The 24,716-nt window shown below is 66.8% G+C and carries 26 protein-coding genes; 9 read left to right on the top strand and 17 right to left on the bottom strand.

The window, feature by feature from the left end; genetic code table 11:
- Positions 1-12: 12 nt before the first annotated feature.
- The 17 genes from CHF15_RS14780 to CHF15_RS14690 all read right to left on the bottom strand — a co-directional run bounded on the left by CHF15_RS14780 (position 13) and on the right by CHF15_RS14690 (position 18,813).
- Positions 13-2,202: a Gp37-like protein gene (locus tag CHF15_RS14780; RefSeq protein WP_089224230.1), complete on the bottom strand. Its 2,190-nt coding sequence runs from the start codon at positions 2,200-2,202 to the stop codon at positions 13-15.
- A complete protein-coding gene (locus tag CHF15_RS14775) occupies positions 2,202-3,044 on the bottom strand; it encodes a phage distal tail protein (protein WP_245938827.1) in 843 nt (280 codons plus the stop codon). Before CHF15_RS14775 ends, CHF15_RS14780 begins: the two co-directional genes overlap by 1 nt.
- Positions 3,041-7,765: a hypothetical protein gene (locus CHF15_RS14770; protein WP_089224228.1), complete on the bottom strand. Its 4,725-nt coding sequence runs from the start codon at positions 7,763-7,765 to the stop codon at positions 3,041-3,043. The genes CHF15_RS14775 and CHF15_RS14770 overlap by 4 nt, the downstream gene beginning before the upstream one ends.
- A 5-nt stretch (positions 7,766-7,770) precedes the next feature.
- The gene (locus CHF15_RS14765; protein WP_089224445.1) at positions 7,771-8,085 is read right to left on the bottom strand and encodes a hypothetical protein; all 315 of its coding nucleotides are present in this window, start codon (positions 8,083-8,085) and stop codon (positions 7,771-7,773) included.
- Positions 8,086-8,150: 65 nt separating this feature from the next.
- Positions 8,151-8,489 carry a phage tail assembly protein gene (locus CHF15_RS14760; RefSeq protein WP_089224227.1) on the bottom strand — a complete coding sequence of 113 codons (339 nt, stop codon included), beginning with the start codon at positions 8,487-8,489 and terminating at the stop codon, positions 8,151-8,153.
- A gap of 108 nt (positions 8,490-8,597) precedes the next feature.
- A complete protein-coding gene (locus CHF15_RS14755) occupies positions 8,598-9,335 on the bottom strand; it encodes a phage tail tube protein (protein ID WP_089224226.1) in 738 nt (245 codons plus the stop codon).
- 74 nt (positions 9,336-9,409) lie between these two features.
- On the bottom strand, positions 9,410-9,904 hold the full coding sequence (locus CHF15_RS14750) for a hypothetical protein (protein ID WP_089224225.1): 495 nt from the start codon (positions 9,902-9,904) through the stop codon (positions 9,410-9,412).
- Positions 9,904-10,326, bottom strand: a complete 423-nt coding sequence (locus CHF15_RS14745; RefSeq protein ID WP_089224224.1) for a DUF5403 family protein — start codon at positions 10,324-10,326, stop codon at positions 9,904-9,906. The genes CHF15_RS14750 and CHF15_RS14745 overlap by 1 nt, the downstream gene beginning before the upstream one ends.
- A complete protein-coding gene (locus CHF15_RS14740) occupies positions 10,326-10,661 on the bottom strand; it encodes a phage head-tail adapter protein (RefSeq protein WP_245938826.1) in 336 nt (111 codons plus the stop codon). The genes CHF15_RS14745 and CHF15_RS14740 overlap by 1 nt, the downstream gene beginning before the upstream one ends.
- On the bottom strand, positions 10,658-11,116 hold the full coding sequence (locus CHF15_RS14735) for a hypothetical protein (RefSeq protein WP_089224223.1): 459 nt from the start codon (positions 11,114-11,116) through the stop codon (positions 10,658-10,660). Before CHF15_RS14735 ends, CHF15_RS14740 begins: the two co-directional genes overlap by 4 nt.
- Positions 11,117-11,191: 75 nt before the next feature.
- Positions 11,192-12,253, bottom strand: coding sequence for a phage major capsid protein (locus CHF15_RS14730; protein ID WP_089224222.1), 1,062 nt, complete (start codon positions 12,251-12,253; stop codon positions 11,192-11,194).
- Positions 12,254-12,331: 78 nt separating this feature from the next.
- Positions 12,332-12,850, bottom strand: a complete 519-nt coding sequence (locus CHF15_RS14725; RefSeq protein ID WP_089224221.1) for a hypothetical protein — start codon at positions 12,848-12,850, stop codon at positions 12,332-12,334.
- 1 nt (position 12,851) lies between these two features.
- On the bottom strand, positions 12,852-13,724 hold the full coding sequence (locus tag CHF15_RS14720; protein ID WP_245938825.1) for a VG15 protein: 873 nt from the start codon (positions 13,722-13,724) through the stop codon (positions 12,852-12,854).
- A gap of 284 nt (positions 13,725-14,008) precedes the next feature.
- Complete coding sequence (locus CHF15_RS14715) at positions 14,009-15,430, bottom strand: phage portal protein (protein ID WP_089224219.1); 1,422 nt, start codon at positions 15,428-15,430, stop codon at positions 14,009-14,011.
- A 32-nt stretch (positions 15,431-15,462) separates the two neighbouring features.
- Positions 15,463-17,121 carry a terminase gene (locus CHF15_RS14710; RefSeq protein ID WP_089224218.1) on the bottom strand — a complete coding sequence of 553 codons (1,659 nt, stop codon included), beginning with the start codon at positions 17,119-17,121 and terminating at the stop codon, positions 15,463-15,465.
- 16 nt (positions 17,122-17,137) lie between these two features.
- Complete coding sequence (locus CHF15_RS14705; RefSeq protein WP_089224217.1) at positions 17,138-17,566, bottom strand: phage terminase small subunit; 429 nt, start codon at positions 17,564-17,566, stop codon at positions 17,138-17,140.
- Between the two features lie 737 nt (positions 17,567-18,303).
- Positions 18,304-18,813, bottom strand: a complete 510-nt coding sequence (locus CHF15_RS14690; RefSeq protein WP_220093289.1) for a DNA cytosine methyltransferase — start codon at positions 18,811-18,813, stop codon at positions 18,304-18,306.
- A gap of 1,351 nt (positions 18,814-20,164) precedes the next feature.
- Here CHF15_RS14690 and CHF15_RS14685 point away from each other — a divergent pair.
- From CHF15_RS14685 to CHF15_RS14645, 9 genes are all read left to right on the top strand, one after another.
- Entirely contained in the window at positions 20,165-20,542 is a 378-nt protein-coding gene (locus CHF15_RS14685; protein WP_089224213.1) for a hypothetical protein, read from the top strand.
- A gap of 185 nt (positions 20,543-20,727) precedes the next feature.
- Complete coding sequence (locus CHF15_RS14680; protein ID WP_089224212.1) at positions 20,728-21,366, top strand: hypothetical protein; 639 nt, start codon at positions 20,728-20,730, stop codon at positions 21,364-21,366.
- A 151-nt stretch (positions 21,367-21,517) separates the two neighbouring features.
- Positions 21,518-22,012: a hypothetical protein gene (locus tag CHF15_RS14675; protein WP_089224211.1), complete on the top strand. Its 495-nt coding sequence runs from the start codon at positions 21,518-21,520 to the stop codon at positions 22,010-22,012.
- Positions 22,013-22,083: 71 nt separating this feature from the next.
- Entirely contained in the window at positions 22,084-22,401 is a 318-nt protein-coding gene (locus CHF15_RS14670; protein ID WP_089224210.1) for a hypothetical protein, read from the top strand.
- Between the two features lie 125 nt (positions 22,402-22,526).
- Positions 22,527-23,225, top strand: coding sequence for a DUF2786 domain-containing protein (locus tag CHF15_RS14665; RefSeq protein ID WP_220093288.1), 699 nt, complete (start codon positions 22,527-22,529; stop codon positions 23,223-23,225).
- 82 nt (positions 23,226-23,307) lie between these two features.
- Complete coding sequence (locus CHF15_RS14660; protein ID WP_089224208.1) at positions 23,308-23,601, top strand: hypothetical protein; 294 nt, start codon at positions 23,308-23,310, stop codon at positions 23,599-23,601.
- Positions 23,602-23,736: 135 nt separating this feature from the next.
- A complete protein-coding gene (locus CHF15_RS14655; RefSeq protein WP_089224207.1) occupies positions 23,737-23,916 on the top strand; it encodes a hypothetical protein in 180 nt (59 codons plus the stop codon).
- Positions 23,917-23,941: 25 nt separating this feature from the next.
- Complete coding sequence (locus CHF15_RS14650; protein WP_089224206.1) at positions 23,942-24,208, top strand: hypothetical protein; 267 nt, start codon at positions 23,942-23,944, stop codon at positions 24,206-24,208.
- Positions 24,209-24,253: 45 nt separating this feature from the next.
- Positions 24,254-24,661 (top strand): hypothetical protein, encoded by a 408-nt coding sequence (locus CHF15_RS14645; RefSeq protein ID WP_089224205.1) that lies wholly within the window; start codon positions 24,254-24,256, stop codon positions 24,659-24,661.
- Positions 24,662-24,716: the final 55 nt, after the last annotated feature.

Here is a 24,716-nt window from a genome sequence, read left to right as displayed (position 1 = left end):
AGGGGAGTCTCCTTAGACGGCCGCGCCCACGTCCTCGACCACGATCGCCCCGACGCCGCCGGGGAGGACGCGGACTTGGCCGTACGTAGCTGCGACCCGTCGAGCGTTGATCGCCACACCCACCGTGACGGTGCCGGCGGGGGCGTTGTTGATGAAGGCGTTCAGGTTGATGCCAGTCGCGGTAACGCTGTCGTCGTCGAACGTCGTGGTGGCCATCTCACCGGCCGAGGTACTGCTCGTCGTCACGGAAGTGCCGGCGGCCCAACGGATCGTCGTGAGCATGCTTTGCTTCGCGTACCGGATGTTCGAGTCGGCGTTGTCGCCCGTCGCATCCGTGTCTGCCGACAGGGCCCGGAACGTCACCCGGTAACAGCGCCCGGCTTCCGCCGTGAACGCCTGGGTGTAGACGATCGCGGCCGTGTCCCCCACGTACGGGGTTGAGGCCGTGATGGAGGTGATCGAGACGATGCCCTTCGGAGTCCTGTCCTCGAAGGTGTCCTTCCGCCAGGGGCCCCAGCCGGTACCGCTGCCGCATCGCCACCACGTCTCTGTGGTGGAGTTCGAGTTCGCGCGCTGCCACGTCTGTACGGCGTCGCCTCGGAGCTTGCGGGTGGTGAGGATTCCCCACTTGCCGCCGAAGTCCCAACCGCCGGTCGTGGCCTCGGTGTTCGTCAGGTAGAGAGTCGAGGTCCCCTCGGGGTAGCTCGCGACCGCAGTCGTCTGGGTGACCGCCGTAGCCGCAAGCTGGGTGTCGAAACCGACCTGCCGCCAGGGCGACCAGCCGGAAGCATTGCCGCCCCGTACCCACATCTCGTGCGCCGTGGTGTTCGAGTGGACCCGGCGCCACGTCTGCACGGCGTCACCGCCGGACCATGCCCGCGTCTGGACGAAGCCGAACTTGCCTCCGAAGTCCCATCCGCCGGCAGTAGCTCCCGTGTCGGAGAGGTAGAACTCGACCGTCTGATTCGCCGGGTAGCTCGTAGGCGGGGTGGCCTGCGTGTAACCGGTAGTGGCGATGACACGAACGCCAGGCGGTACGGCCTCTGCCGTCCGCTCCAGCGAGGAGACGCGAGACTTCAACTCCCTCGCTGCCTTCGCCGCGCCAGCGCTCGGGCTGAGCGGAGTCGGGTCGCCGAGCGTCGCGCCCATCCGGTAACCGTCGCCGTCGACCTTCAGCACGTACCCCGTGACGATGGCCGCCATCTCGGTGTTGCCGACGATGACGCTTACCTTGTCACCGAGGAACCAGTCGCGGCCGAAGTCGAGGGCCGAATCCTCCATCGGTACGGCCTGAGCCGCCCGGATCGTCGCTCCGCCGTCCGCGAGGGCCTCGTTACCCTTCTGGGTCAGCTCGGTCGTGTCGGTCGTGGACCGCTCGTCGACGAACGACTCGATTCGGCGGCCCCAGTCCGTCTCGGCCTGAGTCGACGCGGCATTGTTCACGCCCACGAACACGCGGTTCGTGCCGTCCCCATCGCCGCCGACGAGTACCTGAGTCTTCAGCGGGGTCGAGGTGCTCACCCGCTGACCGGCGAGCGTGTTGTTCGTGACGCCCAGCCGGGCATCCTTCGTGCGGTCCGCGACCGCATACGTCTCGAAGACCAGGCTCGATCCGCGCTGCACCACACGGAAGCCCAGGCCCGCCGGTTCGGCCATGCCCGTGCATAGCTCGCCGAGCTGCTCGAAGCGGGCCGACTTCGAGACCGAGGCGCCCCTCGCTCCGTTCGTGCCCATAGTGAGCCCGGCCTTGCGCCGGTTGGAGGGGGCACCCGGCCCGACGTTGGCATTCACGTACGCGTGCATCAGCGTCTCGGCCGGGCCCGTACGGTCGTCCGTGTCCTTGGACTGCTTCGTCACGTCACCCTGAGCCGGGTCCGGCCACGCGAGCATGTCCGACAGGATCACCGTGTCGTCCACGCCCTCGACCGTCAGCGTGCCCAGGGGGTCAGTCGCACTCGCCGCCGTCTCGGCCCTCGTCACCGGCCCCGAGAACAGAACGTCCACAGGGCCAGTGACGATGATGCCTGCGCCGGGCGTCGACAGGACGGCGGCGAGCGGATGCTCCGCGTTGATCTGGAGCTTCCACGTACCGACGTTGTTGTGTACTTCCGTCGCTTCCAGGGTGAGCAGATCCGCGGGGATCGCCCCAACGCGGGTCAGCGTCTTGTCCCGGACCTCGACGAGGAGATCCTCTTGCCGCACTAGATCACCACCCACTTACGAGGTCGCCAGGAACACACGACCTTCGAGGCCGAGGTGATGTTCAGGAGGGAGGCGGTCGCCGTCGAGGGGCCGGGCGGGACAGACCAGAAGCGGGGGGCCGTGGCAAGGAGGCTGTACTTGTTGACCCCGTTGCCGTCCTTCACGGTGCCGGCGCCCATGTCGACGATCAGCTTCTCGCCGACCGCGAGCGTCCCGTTCCATTGGATCGTCTCGCCTGTGGGGCTGATCGCCTTGAAGGTGTCGCCCGGCCCGGTCACCTCCCACACGGGGTAGGCCGGTACGTCTCCCTCGTTCGTCAGCTGAATGGAGCCGATCGCCTGCGAAGAGGAGATCGGCATCGCCGACAGGGTGGACAGGAATGCGCCTGCCGCCGTGCCGCCGACCGTGACCGTCTGTGCCGACTCCGAGAGGAAGTACGGACTCGGGGCCCGCAGGCTGACGACGGTCTGAACGTCCCGCTCGCCCGAGCTGGGGTCGATGGCACCGCCACCAGTCCAGCGGACCGGAGTCGACCAGCGCACCCCGTCAGAGTCGATGTAGGTAAGGGTGCAGTCGTCGGCCAGGACCCGCGCAAGGCGGGTCATCAGGTCGGCGAGGTGCCCCCGGTTGCGCCCCACGATGTCGAGGGGGATGTCGATGTCGCGGGGGAGGACGCGCCGCCCACGGTAGGCGGCGCCGTCCCCGGCCCCTTCGAGCCACTGCACGGAGAGCTGGGGCAGGCCCAAGCCGGTGATGCCGGCAAGGGCCTGGAACCCAACTCCATCCGTCTCTATCTCGGCCAGGTCGAGCCTGTCCGAAGGTGAACTCAGTTCGAGCTTCACCAGCCGACCATCCTTGCCCGCGAGGCAGCCGCGAACAGCTCCTCCTCGGACGAGAGGGAGCCGCCGTTGGAGCCCGCGTAGTAGTTCAGAACCTTCGTGACCGACTGGCCGGTCCCGGCCGAGAGGCCGCCAGAGACAGCGGCCGTGACCTGGCCGGAGGCAGCGCCCGCCGTGGCGCTGGACGCGAGGGCGTTCGTCGCCCGCTCGACGCGGCCCTGTTCGTCCTCGACGCCCAGGCCGAAGCCCTTGCCGACGAACTGTCCGAGCTTGCGGAACAGCCGCGACGGGCTGTGGATATCGAGCGCCTTCTTGATGGCCTTGACCATGGCGTCCGCGATCTTCAGCATTTGCTTCTCGATCGCGGCCTGTTCCTTTTCGAGGCCCTTCACCAGACCCTCGGCCGCCTTGATACCGGCGTCGAACAGATAGTGCGACGCGGTGTTACCGGCGCTGGTGGCGTACTTCTCCAACTCCTTTTGCAAGTCGTTGATCGAGTCGACGCCATCCTTGCCAGCGTTGGCGATTTCCTCCGCGGCCTTCAGCCCGGCCTCGGGACCGGCCGAGGCGATTTGCTCGAAGCTGGTCGCGTTGAGCCCCAGAGCCTTCAGCTTCTTCAGGACCTCCGCGAACCTCTTCGCCTTCTCGACCGCATCCGTGAGGCCCTTCTTGATCCCCTCGAAAGAGTCGTCCTCGATCTTCGTCACGTCGCCCGTGTCGATGACCTTGTCGCGGATCTCGTCGCGGAAGTTCTTCGCGTCCTCGCGAATCCGGTCGAGCTTGTCCCGCGCCGCTTCGAGCTTCTTAGCGCCGGCATCCCAATCCGCGGCAAGCTGAAGCAGCTTGGTCCGGTCCTTGCTGATCCGGTCCTTCAGGCCCTTCGAGGCGTTCTTCGGGATCTTCGACGTGAGGTCGACGAGGCTCTGTCGAACCTTGTCGTACTGCGACTCAAGGCCCTTGATCAGACCCTTGATGATGAGCTGACCGGCGTCGTACAGAAGCCGGGCGTCCTTCGGGGCCGGACCCTTCCAGTCCTTCAGCTTGTCCGTCAGGCCACCGAGGGTGGACCGGACCGAGCTGAACATCGACTTCAGTCCGTCGATCAGGCCCCTGATGATCGCGCGGCCGGCACTCAGGAGGAGCGTCTTGGCGTCCCCGAATGCTGCCTTGACCTTGCCGGGCAGTTCCCTGACCGTCGTGACCGTCTCGCCGACCTTCGACATGAAGACCCGCTTCACGGCCTCCCAGGCTTCTACGGCTGCGGTGCGGATAGACACCCAGGTATCGCCGAAGAACTTCCGAAGTGCCGCCAGTGCCGCAGTCGGGGTTTCCCGCAGGGTCGTCATGAAGGTGGCGAAGTTGGTTCGGATCGAAGCCCAGAGGCTTGTACCGAACGTCCTGATCGCCGTCCATCCGGCTTCCCATCCGGCCTTCAGGATCTTCCAACCCTTACCGAAGGCGCCGATGATCCCGATGTTGAGCAGGATTTGGAAGGCGGCCTTGATCTGGTTCCAGAACGCCTTACCGATGTTCAGGATGTCGCCCCAGAGCTGATCCCAGTTTCCGTGAAAGAGGTCCGAGAAGAACTCCCAGACAGCCATCACGTAATCGAAGGTGGCGTCGAAGTACTTCCCCACGCCGTCGAGGGCCTCGACCAGTGAGTCAAGGAGGATTCCTGCGAGCCACTCAATAGCGGGAACCAGGATCGGCATGATGAAGTCGACGACCTGCTTCAGGATGTTCAGAAGAGGCGTCAGGGCCTCCGCCACGTGAGCGAACGCCTCGGATATCTTCGGCAGGAACTCGGCGGCGAGACGCTGCACCACTGGAATCAGGGGCAGGATCGCGGCCGAGAGGATCTCGATCAGGACATCGATCACCGGCATGAGCGCGGCCGACATGACCGCGAGCGCGGCGGAGATCAGAGGGACGATCGGGGCCAGGCCGGTAACCAGGGCCTCGATCAAAGGAGTCAGCGCCGAGACCAGGCCCAGGAGGAGCGGGGCCAGCGCAGCGACTACGCCGCCCAGGGCGTCACCGAGGAGCGTGACCAGGGGTTCGATCACGGGAACGAGCTGGGTGAACGCCTGCGACAGAGGAGTCAGCACGGCCGCGACGAGCGGGCCGAGCGAGGACAGCAACGTGCCCGCCAGGGAGGCGATCGAACCGAGGGCCTCGCCCAGTGGAGCCATGGCAGGCGCCAGAGCCTCGACGGCACTCTGAACGCCGTCGAGCAGAGCCTTGATGCCATCGGTCACCGCGGGCTGTGCAAGGGCGTCAGCGACGGCGCCAAGGGCCGTGCCGATGATGGCGCCGACCTGCGGGAGGACCGAGGTCAACAGGCCGCCCAGCGACTTGAAGAACCGCTCGACCGCCGGGCCGGAGACGGTAGCGATCTCCTGCATCGCCTGATGGGCGGCGTAGAAGACCTGCGTCAGGCCCGACTGGAAACCCTTGCTGTCCACGATCGCGTGGATGCGCTGGAGCGCGTCGGCCAGCGTGTGAAGCGTTGATCCGCCGGCAGCGGTGGCCGCCCGCGCGACACCCGCGAGGATGCCGCCGACGTTGAAGAGGACCGAGCCCAAGTCCTTGAGGGCGTCGATGCCCTGGTCGATGTCCTCCTTGAGACCGTTCTCACCCTTCCGCTTGAGGAAGGCGTCGAACTTCTCGGCGATGTCGACGAACCAGTTGGCCAGGGCCGGCAGATAGCTCGTGCCGACCGAGCCCAGGCGGGCGATGATCGACGCGAAGGTGTCCGTACCCTTCGTCGCGTTGCCGATCGAGGCCGACAGGTCCGTGAACATCTGGTCGAGCACGGGACCGAGGGAGGTCCCCAGCTCCGTCGCGAACTGGCCGAAGAACCCGCCCAGCTCGGTCGCCGTCTTCTTGACCCCGGACGTGAACTTGGGGAGCAAGTCGTCGACTACGGCCCGGATCGGCTTCTCGGCCTTCGCCCAGAAGTTGTCACTGATCGCGTCCTGAAGGCCGGAGAGGGCCTGCTTGACCTCGGGAACCCGCTTGTTGAAGTCCTTGAACGCGGCGATCGTGACGCCCAGGCCCACCGCTATGCCGCCGAACAGGCCGGGCAGGAGGAGAGCTGTCGGGGCGATGGACGCGAGCGACGCGGACAGGGCGGCGAGGTTGCTCGTCGCGGCGATGCCGGACCCGCCCAGGCCCAGGATCGCGGTCGCCAGGCTGCCGATGATCGGGGCGGCCTTGTCCAGGTTCTTGATCGAGTCCCAGAGATTCCGGAACAGATCGCCCAGGACGCGGGCGCCAGACAGGGCCTTCAGTGTCGCCACGGCCGCCGCAGCGGCCGACAGCTTCACGCGCGGGATCAGGTCGACGATGCGGTCCCGAGTCAGGGCCGCCATGTGCGCCAGGACGGCCGCGATGCCCGTACGGGACACCTCCGGCTCGATGTCCGACTTCAGCTTGTCGATCCGGTCCTGAAGGTCGTCGATGTCCCGCTCGACATCGCGCTTCGCCAGTGCGTCAAGCTCGGGGGTGATCTTCGCCCGGAGGTTCCGCATCTGCGCGAAGGCAGCTTCGAGCTGCCGCTTCGTCTGGGCTACCTGCTTCGCGTCGAGATCCGGCCGGACCCTGATCTCGTCGAGCTGGGCCTGAATCTCGTCCGCTGCCTGCTGAGCGGCGGCCCGATCCGCGGTGACCTTCGCCTGAACCTCTGCGTCGAGGATGCCCTTCAACTGGGTCTGAGCGACGAGGAGTGACCGCTTGTCGAGCTTGACCTTGATCTCTTCGCGGGACAGCTCGTCGAGCTGGTCCTCGACCTGCTTCAGCGCGGCCTCGACAGAGGACATCGACTTCTTGTCGACCGTGAGGTCTAGCGTCAGGTGCTTCTCAAGACGCTCCCGCGCCTTCTGGAGCGACTTGTCGTCCAGCTTGACCGAGAGGTCGATCTCCTTGCGCTTCGCCAACTCGGCATCGATCTGCGCGATGGCCGCCTTGACCGAGTTCGAGGAGCGCGGGTCGACCTTCAGCTCCAGCCGGAGTGCCTTCTCCAGCTTGCGGCGCTCGGCTTCGAGCGACGCCTGATCGACCTTGACCCGGATCTCGACCTCGGCGAGCTTCTCCAACTCGCGATCGATCTGCGCGATGGCCGACTTCACCGAGTTCTGCGAGGACTTGTCGACCCGCAGCTCGATAGAGCCGATCTCGTCGAGGCGGTCCTCGAACAGCTCGGCCGCCGCGTTCAGCGAGTCCTCGTTGAGGTCGACCTCGATGTCCGTCTCGCCGAGCGCGACGAGGGCCGCCTTCACCTTGCCGACCGCCGCCAGGACGGAGCCCTGATTGTCGAGGTTCACCGCAAGGTGCAGGTCGGTCAGCTCCGCGTTCGCCTCCTGGCGGGTGCGGCGGGCCTCCTGTACGACCTGGCGGCCCGTGGCGCTGAAGACGACGCGATGCTTGTTGGCCTTGTTCTGGTACTCCCGGACCGCGTTCGTGACCTCGGTCGCCATGCCGTGGTAATCCAGCTTCGTATAGAAGCGGATCTTCCGAACGTCGGTGTCCTTGTTATGCCGGTTGATCTCGCGGACGATCTGAAGGACATCCGACTGAGCACCCTTGGGATCAGCCTTCGTCCGGATCGTGATCGCGAGGTCGTTCTCGATCTTTTCGAGCTTTTCCTTCAGATCCTGCTTGAAGCCGGAAGTGTCCGGCATCACCTTGACCGCTACGCGGCCGACAATCTGGGCTTCCGCCACCGGGCTTACCTCCGCTGGAAGTGCTTGTAAATCTCCGCGACGGTCCGCGGCTTAGGCTTCTCGGCCTTCTTCTTGTCGGCCTTCTTCGCCTTCGGTCTCGGATAGGCAGGGATCTTCGGAGCCTTGCCCTTGCCCCATTGGCCGGTAGCCCTGGTGTTCTGATTCAGTGCGTCGAAAACGTCAGCCGCCAAATGCCGGTCCTGGCCCCAGCCGAAATGTTCACGACCGCCCGACGCAAGAGCGATCGTGAGGGAGGTATCAGGAAGCCTCTGCACAAGCAGAAGGACGAGGGCGGGAGAGGGCCCCCGGCCTGCAATCACCTCGGCCAAGTCGACGCCGAAGTGAAAGAGCAGATCCGGATAGAGGCCCTCCCCGTATTCGTCGATCAGCCCTGCGAGGCCGAGGCTTCCCCCGCCTGGGTGCTCGATCCGTAGTGACCGAAAATCTCGGCGAGGATCGCGAGGTCGTCACCGACCTCCTTGAGCAGCTTCTCGGCGGCACCCGCCGACTCGGCCACACAGCGAATCGCCTCCGCCATCACGGCCGCCTGGTCGGCCTCGTCCTTGCCGAGCTGGTCCTGAATGGCGAGCAGCTCGTCACGGCGGGCCTTGGACAGGCGCAGGGGGTTCAGGAGGCGGACGGTCTCGCCGCCGAACTCGATGTCAGTGCTGCCGTACTTGCGCTCAGCGGCGGCGCGGATGTCGTCGAGGGAGAAAGAAGCCATGGGGTTGCGGACCTCCAAGAGAGAAAGCGAAAAGGGGGAAGCGGACCGAAGAGAAAGGGGGGTCACCCGGCGCGGGCGGGTCCGCAATGCGCCCGCGCCGGGGAGTTGTTACGCCTGGCCCGCGACCCAGGCAGTGCCGTTCCAGTACGCCTTGGAGGCGTCACCGAGGACGACGTGCTGACCGGTCGTCCACGCGGTCGCCGGGGAGGCGATCACGCCGACCATCGCGCCGAGGTTGTCCGGGGTCACAGAGCCGGACGGGGTGAAGGTGCCGGGGCTGCCGGCCGTCGCGCCGGTCGCGAGGGAGCCGCCGAGCGGGGTGATCGCGTACGTCCAGGCGTTCGAGCTGTAGGAGATCGGCTTCACGCCGAGCGGCAGACCGGCGAGGGACTCCGTGTCGGAGATCGCCATGTCGTCGGCTCGGTAGATTTCCGCCTTGGGCGCGTAGAAGGCGAAATGGTTATCGCCGTCCACGAAGATGGCCAGGAATGCAGCCTGAGTCGGCTGCGGCTCAGTCGGAACGCCGACCGAACCGTCCGGCAGAATGGGGGCGTTGGAACCGAAGTAGAGCTTCAGAGCGGCAGTGTCGAACTGCTGCAAAGTGAAGGTCATGGTTTCCGTTCGCGCCGAGTACTTCGTCCGGAGCGACTTGTTCTGGAGAGTTCCGATCGTGGTCGCCTCGCCACCCTCGGAGGTGATGCCGAAGACATCCTCCAGAGAGGTGTGACCAACGTTCTGCCACGGCGAAGTGGGGCTCAGAAGGTCAGCGGGAATGGCGGTGCCGACGGGGGCCGTCAGGTAGTTGCCAGACCCGACGACGAGGGTTGCGTTGTCGTTGATGGCCAAGGGGCTGCATCCTTACTCGGGCATGCAAAAGGCCCGGAACTCGAAAGCTCCGGGCCTTGCGTGGATTGGGTTGGTCAGGGGATGTAGGGGCGAATCCGCGGCTTGCGGATATGCACGTCGAAGATCGACTCGTAACGCACGATTCCCGTGGGGAGGTCGGCGTACTGGACGGGACCGGTAGCGGTCGCCCAGTCCGTTGCCCGTCGCGGCGAGGAGTTCATGTCCACGCGGATGATGTGGCCCCTGCGGGGATACACCTTTTGATTCAGCCAGGCATCCCGCATGATGACGCGGACGGCCTCGGAGAGGATCGCTGCGTCTTCGTCCCCGTCAGGGTCTGGCGCAAAGCAGTTGATGACGATCCGGGCGGCGTCCGTGAATCTGGTGTCGCCCTGCCATCGACCCCAGGTGGGATCTCGACGAACGAGGACCATGGGGAATGTCTCGTGCAGGTCGACGAGTGACTTCACTCGGATTCCCGGAAGGCCCTCGCGCAGGACGGCGAGGAGGAGATCCTCGACCGGCGACAGTTCCGCCAGGGCCTTGATGTGGTTGGGGATTCCTGCCACTAGTCGAGCTTCTCCTTCTTGCCGCGCTTCGTCTTCGGCAAGTTGGCCGCGCGGCCGAGGATGTGGAGACCGTCGTGGGCCGGGATGATGACCTCGAACTCGGCGCCGTTCTTGTCCGTGCGCTTCTGGACGACCATGCCGTGACCAAACTCGATGGACAGGGCGGAGTTGACGTTGCCGAGCTTCTTGGCTTCGCGCTTCGTCTTGAAGGAGTCCTGAAGGATCACGTACTTGTCGACGTGGCCGTCCTCGACGTCGATCTCCGAGACACCTTCCTTGCGGTGCTGGAGAAGCAGGGCCTCGGCCCTGACCGCGATCTCGAAGCGCTTCTTGTCGAGTTCGGCCTGAACGCCAGGGAGAACCGACACCCGCCGCTCAAGCCGCCTTCGGTCCTTCTTGCCGTACTCGTAGATGTGTGCCATCAGGGCCGCTCCCGAATGTCGATCGACCAGTGCCGAGTGCGGCGGTCGCCGTGGTGGTAGGCCGGGGGTGTCACCACGTCCCACATGCGGCCCTGCCAGTGGACGCGGGACCACAGGGTCACGCCCTCGACATGGGCGTCCACGATCATCCGCGTGACGTTGATCTGTTGCTGACCAGGAACTTCGGCCTTGCCGCTTCGCTGGGGGATGAAGGCGGCCCGGACTGTGATCGGGTTGTCCTCGTCCACGGCGATGACCGTGTTCCCCCGGTTGTCGACGATCTCTTGCGTCGCCCACACGGTCGCCGCCTGGCCTCGCCTGCGTTGCACGCTCACCAGGGGTTCACCGCATCCCCGAAGAGGGGGAAGGTGTCGCCGCCGTAGTCGACCGGGACGTATCCGCCGGCATCTACGCTCTGCGGCTTCGTGCCCCACGCCGAGACGGGCACGCCGACGATGCCGCGCTTCCGTCCGGCCAGCTCCTCAAGGAGCCGGATCTCCTCGCGTGTGTAGTACACGGTGCCGGCGTCACGGCCGATGTCCGACCATGCGAGCGTCTCGTCTCCGGCCCGGCTCTGTGTGTAGCCGTTCGGGTTCCGCAGGTACCTCGCCGCGGCCTTCAGTACGAGCGTCCGTACCAGCCGGGGCACCTTGTCCTCGGGCCACTCGCGGCCGTAGGCGACCGCCAGGTCCGAGGCGTCTTCCAGTGCCCCCGCTGCGATCCTCAGCTCGTCGGGATCGAGGTCCCAGTCGAGGCGGCCCTTCAGCTCGTCGAGGGTGGCGTAAGCCATCACCCGACCTCCTTCCATGAAGGGCGGGCGGGCCGCGCTCCCGGTCTGCCCCAGGTCACGCGGCCCGCCTCACGATCAGACGTTGGAGGGGTCGGTCTCCGGCTTGTAGCCCGCCGGGGTCCACACCTTCGCGTCGCTGATGCCGGTGATCTGGGCCAGCTCGGACGCGGCGGCCGGGTAGTCGCTCTTGTCGTCGAGCTTGAGCTTGATGCCACGCACGAAGTGCTCAGAGGTCGAGATGATCTCCTTGCCGTTCGCGCCGTCCCAGCCGACAAGCACGTCCTTGACCACCGAGAAACCGGCGTAGGTGTTCACGACGCTTCGGTCCTGCATGTACGTCGGGTCGTAGTCACGGACCCAGCGGGCCGCGATGCTCTCGAAGGAGGTCGTCGCACCGAAGGGAACGGACTGCGGAACCGCCGGCGCACCGGTCAGGAAGATGAACGCGGAGCCGGAGAAGGCGTACGCCTCGTCGGCCGGAATGGTCTGGTCGACCACGATGCGGAAGCCGTACCGGTCGCCCAGGGTCGCAGTCCGGAGAGCGGACTCGGCCACGTCGTCACCGACGTTCGAGGCGAGGTTCATCTTGTCGTCGTTCAGGAGGGCCGACTCGAAGTCGGTACCGACCAGGAGGTACCGGTTCCCCTCCGGGGCGTGGAACGCGTTCAGGACGCGTCGGGCCTCGATCAGCGCGCCGCGAAGGTTCTGCTGCGCGTTGCCGATCTTGACGTTGTAGGTGGCGCCGGTCAGGGTGGAGACAGCCCGGCGGGCCAGACCACGGGCGACCGCCTTCACCTGCGGGCGCAGGAGCTTCGACCACTGGTCGATGTCGAAGTCGTACTGCTCGTCGGTCAGCTTGACGGCCGAGTAGACGTTGCCGCCGAAGGTGACGGGGATCTTCCGCTCGTTGTACTCGTCGAACACGATCGGGTTCGTACGGTCGTTGCGGAACGCGTAGTCGTGGAACGGCAGGACGCCCTCGACCGGGACGGAGATGGTGTCGTTCTCCGCGCCCTTGAACTGGTCGATCCCCTGCTTCTGCATGAGGTTGGGGATGATGAGTTCCTGCTCCAGCATGCCGACCGCGGTTGCGGCGAGCTTCTGGGGCTTGACGATCTGATGCTGAACGGTGGGCACTGGGGCTTCCTCCGGGGGCATGGAAAAACCCCCGGCCGGTCAGCACGGGGGTTGAGTGAGGGGGGTCATCGGGAGGCGCTAGAAGCGCCGGGATCGCCTCGCGAGCTTGCGAGGGTCCATCTCCCCGTCGTCCTCGTCGGACGGGTTGAGGCCGCCACCCAGGGACTCGGGGGCGGTCGGGGTGAGAAGCGCCTGAAGGGCCTTCGCGTGGGTCTCCAGTTCCTCGGCCGTCTCGCCCTTCAGCGACTCGGAGAGGAGGTCAGGAAGCTCGTACTTGCTCGCAACCTTCGTCACGAGGAGAGACCGCTCAAGGCGGGCGTTCTCCGTCTTCACCTCGGCGAGGGCAGACTCGAACTCCTCCGGGCTCTTGGCCGCAGAGAGCTTCGTCTCGGCGTCGCGCAGGCGAGTGCGGTAACCGGCTGCCTCGCCGCGTACCTTCACCAGCTCCTTGCGGGCCCAGTCGGGAAGCTCGTCTTCGGACTGGCCGGACTCTCCGCCGGCACCTGCCTTGTCGTCCGGCTTCTGCTCGTCGTCCGGCTTCGGGCCGGGCGGAGTCTCGCCGGTCGGGTTCTCCTCGTTGGGCTTCTCGTCAGACACTTCACGCCTCCGGGGCCGTGCTCGTGGACTGCCGCGCCTCCTGGGCTGCGGCTCTTTGCTGTTGGCGGATGAAGCGCCGCCAGACGCTTACGGCGGCCTTGCCGCTCTTGCCCTTCGTGACCTCGGGCCACAGGGCCATGTACTGACGCGACAGTGCGGTCAGCTCGCTCGACTGGTACTGATCCCGATTCCAGATCGGCATCGCGTAGCAGTTGCAGTTGTCGTGGTACTTGTCGCCGTCCTTGAACAGGGCGGACTCGCGGCTCTTGTAGACCGGGCCACGGCTGATGAGCACTGCACACCAGCCGCACGGGGTGCCCGTACGCGACAGGCGTACGTACCCGAGGGCCCGCCGGTCGCGGGTCATGTGCGTCCAGTTCGAGGACCGGGCGCCGTTCATGGCGACGCGCGAGGCGGCTGCGGCCTGACGGGCGCCCGCCTGGCGGTGAGAGTCGTCCGGGTCGGCGTCCTCGACCGTGAGCTTCTGATCGAGGTTGCGGGGCCCGAGGGCCTCCAGCACGATGCGGAGTTCCTCCTCGGCCTCGCGCTCGATCCGCTCCTCTTCCTCGCGGAGGCCCTTCAGCTCCTCGACGAGGATGCGCTCCCAGTCCTCGTCGTCCTCGTCGTCCTGGTCCTGGTCCTCGTCGTCGACCCGCCCCGAGTCGTCGTCCTGGTCCTCGTCCTCGTCATCGACTGGCCCCGAACCGTCGCCGGGCGCCTGGCCCTGGTCGTCGTCTTCCGGGTCTTCATCAGTGCCGGCGGAACTCGAGGTCGTGGAGTCCCGAGGAGGAGGTGAGTCCGATGGGGGCTGGGTCGGCGGCTTGTACGTACCGGCCAGGGCCGCGAACTCGCGCCGAAGGTCGGCGAGCGTCACGTGAGTGGGCTCAGGGTGATACGGGTCAGCGACCGTCGTCCCTGTCTGGAGTGCTCGGGCAAGCCGGTAGTAGGCCCGCGCGAGATCCCGCGACTGGCGACGCCTGGTCATCACGAGCGTGATCGCCCGCTTGAGCCAACCCGCAGCCGTAGCCCCTCGCAGGTCGACCGGAACATCCGCCCACAAAGACAGGGCCTCAGCTGTGGTCTGTGCGCCGATCTGCGTCAGCGCGACGTGGAAGGCGGCCGAGACATCATCGGTCTCAGCCGCCCTGGTCTTCCTCGTCATGCAGCCGCCGGCACTTCATCCGCGGTGACCGGCTCCGGTGTTGCCCGAGTGAGCGCGGAAGCGAGCTGCTTCACGCTGTCTTCCTCGTCCGCGAGGTCGTCCCACTCGTCCAGCTCGGTTTGCGTGACCTGCGGGACGCGCTTCCACAGACCCTTCGCCGGGATGCCGAGCTGCTCGCGCAGCTTGCCCAGCGCGTCAGCGGCCTGCGCGAGGGAGCGCTGTTCCATGTCACGCCACAGAACCTCGCCCTTGAAGTCGTCCGCAGCGCCGGAGCCTTCCAGCTCGGCGGCCAGGCGGAAGACCCGCTCCCACGCTTCGCCAAACAAGGTGCGGAACTCCTGGATCTTCCGGGACAGCGCCGTCTCGGCGGCCTGGAGAGCCTCGGCCGAGAGGTTGGCGATCTGCCCGAGAAGGTGGTGAGGCGGTACCTGCGCGATGGCGCTAAGGTGCCGGATGCTCATGTCGATCGAGTCGATGAAGCCCCCGAGCGGGGTTTCGTCCAGCGAGCCGAAGCGAACGTCGGGGTCCTCGGCGAAGAGGAACCGCTTGGCGTTGTGGTTGATCGGCAGGGGGATCGGGTTGCCCTGCTCGTCGTAGACGATCTCGCCTGTATCCGGGTCGCGCTGGACCGGCGGGGCCATGCCCGTAGCGGTCCGCACCTTCACCGAGGCGTACGTCTGGGCGACCAGCAAATCGAAGATCGTTTGATTGATCCGGTTCTGCAACGGGATCATGACCTCGATCACGCCGATGGTCCGGCCTTCGAGGTCAACGGCCGCAGCGAAGCGCGTGACAGGACACTCGCTCGACCCGTGGCGCTTGCCCCTCGTAGCCCGGACGCCTTCGCTGTCGCCCAGTGCCTTGAAGGTCACCGCGTACTCGAACCTGGCGTCCCACATGCGTGCCCGGCCGGGCTTGCCGTCCTTCGGCCAGGCCGTCACCGACAACGCCGCGTAAGGCGTGTCGTCGTTCGCGGCGTCCTCGTACAGCGCCGACGTGCGAAGCGGAGACAGGCCCTTCGTCAGGACCTTGCCCGCCACCCGCTCAGTCAGCGTGAAGGCATGCCCGTACGTGAGTGCGCCCTTGTAGACGGCGGACTGCCGGGCGTCGAGGCGGGACCGCTGCCAGTGCTCCCACTGCGGGGAGGAAAGGTCGGTCGCGGCGCCCTTGTTGGCGTCGTCGCCTGCCCGGTAGCCGTCCACGTAGAGGGCCTGTGCCGGGGTGTTGACCAGGAGAGGCATCCAGTTGGAGACGGCCCGCCTCGCGAGGAGCCGATACTCGTCATCTGCCATCGCCGGCATGTACGGATCGTCGTGACGACCATGGAGGTAGTCGTCGATACGGGTCAGCCGGTCCTTGTCCCGGCCAAGGATGGCGAGGAGCTGCACCGCCAGAGCGGCAGGCGAGGTGTCGGCCATCGTTCACCACCCTCGGTCACAGGTTTACAGGGCTACAGGAAGAACCCGCGGCCGGTCCGCTTGCGGACCTTCTTGCCACGGGCTCGAAGGTCGACCAGGGCCTCGTGCGCCAGCATGAGCGCCGCGTAAGCGTCGACCTTCTTGGGGCTCTCCCGGCTTTCCTTGCCGAATGAGATGCCGTAGTTGTTCACCCGGCGACGCGCGTTCAGCGCGTGCCGGCGGAGCTTGAGGTCGCCATCGTGGATCAGCTTGCGATCGAAGACGCTGCGCATCAGGCGCTCGTGCGCCATCGTCGATGCCTTCAGTGACGTTCGCATGTCCCAGCCGATCGAGTCCTTGCCGGGCGCCTTCACGGCCAGGCCCTCGCCGTACGTCTCGGACCATTCGCTGATGTAGCTCTCCCATAGGGCGACATCGGCGTAGAAGCCCTGCACTGTGAAGGAGCCGAAGGCGCTGTGAACGGCGGAGTCGACCTGTGCGCGGGGGACTTCCCAGTTCTGCCCGGCCGGGCCGTCCGGCTTCTCCCACAGGCCGAGCACGAACGCGCACATGTCCTTGACGCGGAGCGCTATCAAGGCGGTCGCGTCGTCGGTCTTGCCGCCGTCGAACCCGAGGGTGATCTCGTCGCCAGGCTGAAGCGTCTTGGAGTCGTCCCGCAGGACATCCCACTCAGCCGGACCGAAGATCGCGTCCTCTTCGGCGACGATCTGATTGAGGTACATGCGCCGCGAGCGCGCGGCCGAGATCGTCAGGTTCAGAACGGACTTGATGATGGACTCGACCTTGAGCCACACGGCGTCGCCCCTGATCTTCGGGATGACGATCCGCAGGGCCTCTGCCGTCAGCGGGGTCTTCGGGTGGGCCTCGATCGAGTCGTACAGTGCGCCAACGTCGGCCGCCAGGCCCTCGCGGACCTTCTCGTACGCCTCGCGCATTCGCTCGGCAACGGAGTCTTCGCCGGGCATGAAGGCGTTGGTGATCGACAGGTAGCGGGAGTCCATCTTCGTCGCGTTACCGTCGATGGTCTCGTACATCTTGTGGCCGCCGTTGCCCAAGATCCAGTGATGCGTTTCGTTGAGCAGCGTGAAAGTCGTCCGCTTGCCCTCGATCGCACGGTAGGAGCTGGTCACCGCCTGAAGGCGCTTACGCCCCCGGTCGGCCCGGATCAGCTCGGCACCCATCTTGATGCCGTACGTCTGAATGAGACGCTCGGACATCAGCACGGGGAGGTAGCCCATGGTGTTCGTCGTCTGCTCTTGGCTGACGGCCGTCACCTGCACCCACGCTTGCGGGTGCGGCTTGGCTACCGGCTCCCCGTTCTCGTCCCAGTGGGAGAAGCGCGAGGGGCCCACGAACTCGACGAGGCTGATCACGGCCAAGAGCGGGTCCTTGCCCCAGCCCTTCAGCCGTTGCAAGACACCGGTCCTGTAGACGAACTCGCCGTCCTCGTCGATCGCGTACCACCACAGGAGGAAGCGGAGCTGTTCCCGAGTGAACTTCCAGGGAACCCGCTCCTCGTCCGTGGAGCCCTCGCCGTCGAGGTACTCAGCGCACCATCCGGCGATCTGCCAGCCGAGCGTGCGCGCCGGCAACTTCCACTGACCGAAGGCGTCCTTCTGCCAGGTCGGCCCGTGGAACTCCGGCTCCAGGGCCTCGATCTCTTCGAGGGTGAGGGCTGCGGTCGCGGCCATGACTCACCCCCCGGCGCTACTCGGCGAGTCCGAGATCCTTCTTGTAGTCGGCAATCGCGACCACGGCCGCGGACTGCTTCTCTGGTGCGGGCTCGTGCAGCTCGATACGCACACGGCGCCGGTCGCCTTCAGCGACGAGCAGCCGCTCGAAAGCGCTGTAGATGGTCTGGAGCATCTGCCCCGACCGCTTGCCACTCTTCTTGTAGTAGGAGAGGTCTTCGCACAGCGAGTAGGCGAGGGCCCAGTCACTCTGCTGGTAGAAGTCGGCCTGCCCGGACTCCTTCAGGGAGTCCCACAGGCGCTTCGCGATCGGGTGCCAGTTGCGATCCGCGTTCGGGATCTTCGTGGGCCGGGCGACGCCTCGCGTCACCGACTGAGCGTCACTGCCCTTGCGCTCACGCGGGCGGGCGAGGTCGGCCTCGCGGTTCGGTACAGGGCCGGGCATGGGCTCACCTCCTAACCGATCAGGCCGGGATGAGCCTCCGTCCTGCGGAATCGTGCGTTGTTGCGTCGCCGCTTCGCGGCCAGAGCGAGGGCTCCCTCGCGAGAGGATTTGGCCTGGTGGTGAAACCCGCAGAGCGCTCGTAGGTTGGTCTCTCGATGGTCATCACCAGGCACGATGTGATCCACGTCCGTAGCGGGCTCATCGCATCGCACCCCGTAGTCGTCTCGGTGAGTGCAGCGATGTCCGTCCCGTCGCAGGACGCGAAGTCGGATGCGCGGCCAGTCGGCCGGCAGTCTCTCTTTCCGGTCGGAGCCTGCCCAGTTCGGCATCACACCTCCAAGAGGAGAGCCCTGAAAGCGGTCGACGCCTGTTGGGGGACGACACCGTTCCCGAGGATCTGGAGCTGTTGCCCGCGCGTCAGGCCCGGCACGTCTGTTACGTGGCCGAGGGGGAGGCCCATGAGCCACTCAACCCACTCGACCGTGACTCTCGGCCCGCCCTTCCGGCCCACCTCGGTAGGCGGGGGAGCGGCACGGCCGGTCACTTCCTCCCACTGCCGGATGGCGGGGAGGTACTCGCCCCACCAGTGAGCGGGGGAGTGCGGTCCGTCGACCGCAGGTTCAGGCTCCCGCCCTTCCCGGATCGCATCCGAGTAGGGGAGGAGGTAGCAAACCTCGTCGTCGAGGGTCGGCCCGTGGCCACCAGCTCGACGCTCAGCAGGAGGGCGAGCGCCCCCGTTACTGCCCAGGTTCGCGGTCGGCGTCTTCAGGGGTCGCGATACAGAACCACCGGTCACGGAGGTGAGGGCTCGAAGCTGCGGTAGCTCGAACGCACACCCACCGCGCGCTGTACCCGATCTCGGCCAGGTCACCGAGGACGACTTCGAGGCCCCGCGTCCGGAGGTTCGAGACGTTTTCCAGGAACGCGACTCTCGGTCGTATGACGCGAATTGCGTCGAGGACGTTGACCCACACTCCAGAACGAGAGCCTCGAATTCCAACCCGGTTCCCCGCAATGCTGATGTCCTGGCAGGGGAACCCTGCGGTGATTACGTCGACCTCGCCGACGAGCTGTTCCCAGTCGATCTCTCGGATGTCGCCCAGGTTCGGGGCATCCGGGTGCCTAGCTGCAAGAACAGCGCTCGGGCCTGGCGCGCTCTCTGCCACGTAAGCGATGTGTCCACCTACGAGGGGAGCGACAGCCATTCCCAGGCCGCCATACCCGGCGCAAAGTTCGAGGATCTTCAAGCAGACCCCCTACACGCGAAAGACGTAAAGACGTCTTCGCGTCTTTCGTCTTCTCTCAGGTGGCCCCCTTACGGGGGCCCAAGCCTGCTATTCGCGAGCCTTGCGACTTACGTACTTACATATATAAGTCGCAAGTTGATCTTGATTCCGGAAAGACGGAAGCCTGTGATCTGCGTCACTTACCGGCGGCGCCCGAAGGGCGACGGCGAAGGAGCAGCGGCGAAGGAGCAGAGCGGCCCCGGAAGGGGCCGACAGCGGGAAGATGGCAAACGTCTGTGGCGGCCGGAGGCCGCCCCTTCGGGAAGACTCCAGCGGCGATGGCCGCCCGGTAGGGCGGCACTGCGGGAAGACGTAGAGACGTACTTCAGGCGGGCGAGCGCGGCCGAGCTGGGCGGTGCTGAGGGGCGAAGCGGGCGGCGCTGACCCCAACCGCCGGCATCCGTTCCTGTGCACCGCTGCGAGGGGTGCTGCAGAACGCTCTTGCCGCCGCTGACCTGGGGCTTCTCTCGCCGCGGCAAAGTGCCGGCGCAGCCCTCGTCGACCCTGGAACTGTGGCAGAATCCGAGCTGCTAAGACGGAGCGGGCTGGAAAAAATCCGGCGAGGGGTCACATCCCCACCCATCGAGGGCCAGGCCGGCGTGTTTGCGACACATCAGACACACGTGTGCGAGGCCGGCGTTCGGGGTCGAAACGGACACACGAGACATCACGCGTGAACGCATGCGTAAGTGAATCGAGAGCACACAGCATGCGTGATGTGGGCACACGTGCATGCATGCGCCATAGGTAGGCACAGCGCACACAGCGACACATGACAGGGCATGCGGCATAGGCCGGGCCATACGGACAGCGGCGCATGCCGAGCCTGCCGAGCCCGTTGCCCGTCGTCGTCGTCGTCGACCGTCGACCGTTGCCCGTCGTCGTCCGTCGTCGCCCGTCGTCGCCCGTCGTCGCCCGTCGTCGTCCCTACGTACGTACGTAGGAAGGGCAGGCAGGCCGATTGGACACACCGCCCCGAGAGTCTGTTAAGCTGTGACCACAGCAGGACGAACGAGCCCGGCAACGACGACCGGCAGGCACGGCAGGCAGGCAAAACCGCAGCTCACAACGGGGGTTGTGGAACGGGCCCGGAACCGTGTTAAGCTGTGAGCAGCTCGATCGGCACCGCGCCGAACGGCAGACCAGGGAATGCCCGCCCGGAAACGACCGGGATGTCTGCCAAGTAAGCGGCCGAGACGGCAGGCCACAGCGAATGTGGTAAGGTTAGAGCAGCGCCGGACCGGACGGTTCGGCGAAAATCTCAGCCGCTTGTTAAGGTGTGATCGAGCGGCTAAGCTGAGAGGCAGGAACCATGAAGTTCGTGTTCAGCGACATCGACCGCAAGTACGGCAAGGCGGTAGGGGTCATGCGGTCCGAGGGTGACTTCCGGTGCTACGAGCACGTGGACTTCAACGTCTACGAGCGGAACCTCTCCGAGCGGGATGCAGGGGAGAAGTGCACCTACTGCGCCGGCCCCGTGTACCTCACGGCCGAGCAGATCGCCGAGCTTGAGCGGCCGAAGCTCTCCCGCCCGGTCAACCTGGCCAAGCGCGAGGTTCAGCGCTTCGACCTCCTGACCATTGCGTACAACCTGCGCAACCGCCTCGACCAGGTGTCCTACGACTACGACCAGGCGCGTAAGCGCATAGCCGAACTGGAAGCGCAGCTCTCGGAGCGCGTCAGTTCCTAAGCCCTGCCTGTAAAGGTGTGGTCAGGTCGCCCCCGCACAGGGAAAGCGGGGGCGGCCACCCCAAGGCGAAACACCCCGCGTGCCCCTACGGCCCTGGTCTGGCCGTGGTGGGGGGTGTCAGCGGGAGGTTCGGTTCCTCCCCTCTGAAGATGCCAGCCCTGCATCACCCCTGATTGCGAGGACACATGTCGACCATCGTTGCCCCCGGTGTTGCCGCGTACTACCTGATGCTGATCGTCGAGGACGCGGACGGCGAGACGACGTACATCGACCACTACCTCGACGACGAGCCCGCCGACGTGTGGGAGTTCATCCCCGAGGGTTGGGACCTGATCGAGGACGAGTCGCAGGAGATCATCCGAGGCGCCCACGACTGCGAGTGCTGCGGCATGCACGTGATGAACCAGCGCGAGTGCGACACGTGCCAGGAAAGCGAGTGCGACCCGGCCGAGTCGTGGCACTGCTTCACCGGTTACTGCGACGGCACGGGGTGCACGTTCGAGGGTGAGTGCGAGCCGACGCACGAGGTGCGCGTCTGGCGCGAGAACGGCGACCTCATGGGGCACTGGGAGGTCGAGCCCGTCAAGGGCGGCACGTTCCTGGTCACCCAGCGCGAGGGGTACGAGCGCGACGCGGAGTCCCGCTTCACCTCCCTGTGGTCGGCCTGGCAGTACGCACAGGGTTGCGCCGAGATGCACGCACAGATGCTCCGCGAGGAGTGCGCCGAGTCCGGTTACTGCGACGGCGACGACTGCGGCGTGATGCACGAGCACGGGATCTCCGTGCAGGAGGTCACCTCTAACCGCGACTTGGCGCGGGCCTGATCTTCCCCGGCCGCCCCTCCCACAGGGAATGGGCAGGGGCGGCCACCTCCCCCCCTCGGATGCAAAGGCGAAACGCCCCTCGGGGCGTCAGCGGCAGGCGGTTCCTGCCCTCTGAAGATGCCAGCCCGCATCACCCGATTGTGAGGATCACATGAGCACGTCCCCCCTCGTCGCGGCGATCCAGCACGCCGCCGGCACCGTCGAGCGTCACCGCGAGGTCGTCTGTCTCGCCCTGTCCACCGAGCGCGAAGAGATGCGCTACTCGGCCCGCAAGTTCTCGGACAAGGGTCTCCACTCGGCCGCGAACGAGCGGCGGGAGCTGGAAGGCCGAGCGATCTCCGCTCTCGCCGGGGTCGAGCGTCGCGCCCACCTGATGAACCTGTGGATGGAAAGCCACTGGGAGACCCTCCTCCGGGCCGCCGTCCTCGCCGAGGCTACCGATCTGGTCCTCGCGGACATCAGCCGGAAGTGGCTCGCCGAGCACGCGGAGGACACCGAGGCCACGGCCTACAAGGTGACCGCCTGGCAGCTCTCGCAGGCCGTAGCGCACGCCGCGCAGCTCTCCGAGGTCAAGGACGCGCTTACCGCCGTACGCGACGCGATGAACACCTCCGGCCGCAAGTCGGCCAAGCCCTCGCAGGTCTGATCACCCAACCCCTACGGGCCGCCCTGGCACAGGGAAAGCCGGGGCGGCCCCCCAACCCGGAACGAGGACTCATGGACTGCGACTTCTGCAACCTGCCCGGCGTCGCCCGCTGGAAGTACGTACTCAGCCCGGACCGGCCGGTCGTCGGTCTGACGAACGGGGCCGGTGACGCGGTGCTGTTCGACGACGACGGGATCTGGCACGCCTGCATCGCCTGTGCGGCCCTGGTCGACCGCGAGGACATGGCCGGTCTGATCGAGCGTGTGTGCCGGGCCCTCGGGGCGGTCCTCCCGCTCAAGGACACCGAGCACCGCCAGACGGTACAGGCGCTCATGGTCGGCCAGTACTCGGCCGTCATGCAGTCGACCACGGTCAAGCTCCGCGCCTGACCCACACCCCAGCGCAAAGGCGAAACCTCCGAAAGGAGGTCAGCGGGAGGCGGTTCCTCCCCTCTGACGATGCCGACCGGCGCAGGTCAGTAACTCCCCTTGAAAGGCCAATCATGACTACCCCCATGCCTGAAGACGGCAAGCTCGCCCGAATCCGCGCCATCCTGGCGAAGGCCGAGGACCCGGCCGCCACCCCCGAGGAGGCACAGACCTACTTCGCGAAGGCCGCCGCTCTCATGGCGAAGTACGGGATCGAGCGGGCGATGCTCGCCGACTCCGACCCGTCGCAGGACCGGCCCGGCGACCGCATCATCAAGATCACTGGCAACTACGCCAACGACCGACGGCTCCTCCTCGGGTACATCGCAACGGCCCTGAACTGCAAGGGGATCGACCTCGGCGGCGAGGTCCACATGTTCGGGTACGAGTCCGACCTCGACCGGGTGGAGCTGCTGTTCACCAGCCTTCTCCTTCAGATGTTCAACGGGATGCGGCAGGGCCGCCCCCGGCCGGGTGAGAAGACGATCACCTACCGGAAGTCGTGGATAGCCGGGTTCATCCTGACCATCGACAAGCGGCTCCGGGAGATCGAGGCCCGCACCCGCCAGGAGGCCGGACCGACTGCGACCGGCCGCAGCGCCGAGCTGGTCCTCGCGGACCGGAAGGCCGTCACCGCGGCCCGCTTCCGGCAGGCATACCCGAACGCCCGGAGTAGCGGTTCCTCCCGCCGGTCCGGTAGCGGCAGGGCCGCCGGAGAGGCCGCAGCCCGCAGTGCCGACCTCGGACAGACGCGGGTCGGCGGACGCCGAGCCATCGCCGCCTGATCACTCCACGCACCACGGGCCGCCCCTGACGCACAGGGAACCGACAGGGGCGGCCCCCCAACTCCCCCAGAAAGAGGCAGACATGACGCCGTCCGTGAACACCCCCGGATCGATCGCCTTCGAGAGCATCCAGACCGCCGCCCGCGCAGTCCTCGCCATCACGCGAGAGGTCGACAAGTGGCGCGAGGACTACGACCCCATGACCGACGAGTGGCACACGCTCCTGAACCTCTCCGAGGCCGCCGCGAAGCTCGCCTTCGCCCTCCCCGTCGAGATGCTCCCGCCCGAGGAGGTCCGGCACGTCAGCGAGTACGAGCTGAGGCTCTCGGACGAGCTGCTCGCCCTCTTCGACGCGATCGAGACGGCCGAGGGCTGATGAAGACCGCCCTTGCCGCCCTGTACCTGACCACCTTCGGCCGCGTGAAGAACCTTCTCGCCGCCCTCGCCCGCTGACGCAAAGCGGCCCCTCCCCACAGGGAATGGGGAGGGACCGCCTCTCGAAAGGCTACCCGTGATCGTCGTCATCTGCGCCGAGTGCTCGTCCGCCCCCTTCGGCGCTACCGCCTCCGGCCGCTTCCGCTGCGACCACTGCGCCTCGGAGATCACCACCCGCGATCTCGTCCTCGACCCCGGCGAGGTCTGGGCCGTCGACTCCGCCGGCACCCTCGGCTACCTCCCCGCCGCCGCCTGACCACCCCCCCCCGAAAGGACCCGACATGACCGCCTACCGCACCCCGTACCGCACCCGTTCCGTCGTCGGCGAGGACTTCGCCGCAGAGAAGGCCGTGATCACGGAGGACATGCACCGCGCCCAGTCCCTCACCTTCGGCCCCTACCTCGCCTTCATGGCCAACTACGGCCGGATCATCCGCGTGATGGCCGACGCCTACGAGTCGCACGAGGTCGCGTACGGAATCCTCCAGCGCCACGCGGACGCCGTGCTCGACGAGATCCACGCCGAGGAGGAGGCCGCGACCGCCTGACCGTCCCCCGCCCGTCCAGCCGCACCGACCCGAAGTGGAGACATCATGACCGCCCCGTTCCTCGCCCCCTTCATGAAGGCCAACCCGCGCAACCTCGCGAGCCTCGAAGCCGCCTGGGCCCGCATGACCGAGCTGGGCTACTCGCCCCGAGAGACCCCGGTCGACGAGCCGGACGGATGCACCCGCACCCGATGCGCCGGAGCCCACCACGGCTACCCCGGTAGCGAGCACCGCTGGGCCCTGGTCGACGAGCTGTGCGGCGTCGAGTTCGAGTCCTACTACTCCCACATGCGGGACCGGAAGGGCGCCAAGCCCGCCCCTCCCCGCCGTCACAAGGGCTGCCCGTACTCGGGTGCGGCGAACGCCGCGAAGCGAGCCGCCCGGTACGCCGAGATCGGCCGCCCGGTCCCCGAGTGGGACACCGAGGCCCAGGCCGCCACTCAGGCCGCCTGACCACATCACCACGGGCCGCCCTGGCACAGGGAAAGCCGGGGCGGCCCCTACCCCC

It is taken from the genome of Actinacidiphila glaucinigra (assembly GCF_900188405.1).
Classification (GTDB): Bacteria; Actinomycetota; Actinomycetes; order Streptomycetales; family Streptomycetaceae; genus Actinacidiphila; species Actinacidiphila glaucinigra.
This window is presented reverse-complemented; position numbering and strand designations above follow the sequence as displayed.

What these genes read in the sequence shown, in the direction of transcription:
- CHF15_RS14735 (WP_089224223.1), bottom strand. Translation starts at nt 11,116, where the DNA reads ATGGCTTACGCCACCCTCGACGAGCTGAAGGGCCGCCTCGACTGGGAC.
- CHF15_RS14660 (WP_089224208.1), top strand. Translation starts at nt 23,308, where the DNA reads ATGACGCCGTCCGTGAACACCCCCGGATCGATCGCCTTCGAGAGCATC.
- CHF15_RS14710 (WP_089224218.1), bottom strand. Translation starts at nt 17,121, where the DNA reads ATGGCCGCGACCGCAGCCCTCACCCTCGAAGAGATCGAGGCCCTGGAG.
- CHF15_RS14680 (WP_089224212.1), top strand. Translation starts at nt 20,728, where the DNA reads ATGTCGACCATCGTTGCCCCCGGTGTTGCCGCGTACTACCTGATGCTG.
- CHF15_RS14760 (WP_089224227.1), bottom strand. Translation starts at nt 8,489, where the DNA reads ATGGCTTCTTTCTCCCTCGACGACATCCGCGCCGCCGCTGAGCGCAAG.
- CHF15_RS14650 (WP_089224206.1), top strand. Translation starts at nt 23,942, where the DNA reads ATGACCGCCTACCGCACCCCGTACCGCACCCGTTCCGTCGTCGGCGAG.
- CHF15_RS14715 (WP_089224219.1), bottom strand. Translation starts at nt 15,430, where the DNA reads ATGGCCGACACCTCGCCTGCCGCTCTGGCGGTGCAGCTCCTCGCCATC.
- CHF15_RS14705 (WP_089224217.1), bottom strand. Translation starts at nt 17,566, where the DNA reads ATGCCCGGCCCTGTACCGAACCGCGAGGCCGACCTCGCCCGCCCGCGT.
- CHF15_RS14670 (WP_089224210.1), top strand. Translation starts at nt 22,084, where the DNA reads ATGGACTGCGACTTCTGCAACCTGCCCGGCGTCGCCCGCTGGAAGTAC.
- CHF15_RS14685 (WP_089224213.1), top strand. Translation starts at nt 20,165, where the DNA reads ATGAAGTTCGTGTTCAGCGACATCGACCGCAAGTACGGCAAGGCGGTA.
- CHF15_RS14645 (WP_089224205.1), top strand. Translation starts at nt 24,254, where the DNA reads ATGACCGCCCCGTTCCTCGCCCCCTTCATGAAGGCCAACCCGCGCAAC.
- CHF15_RS14745 (WP_089224224.1), bottom strand. Translation starts at nt 10,326, where the DNA reads ATGGCACACATCTACGAGTACGGCAAGAAGGACCGAAGGCGGCTTGAG.
- CHF15_RS14665 (WP_220093288.1), top strand. Translation starts at nt 22,527, where the DNA reads ATGCCTGAAGACGGCAAGCTCGCCCGAATCCGCGCCATCCTGGCGAAG.
- CHF15_RS14675 (WP_089224211.1), top strand. Translation starts at nt 21,518, where the DNA reads ATGAGCACGTCCCCCCTCGTCGCGGCGATCCAGCACGCCGCCGGCACC.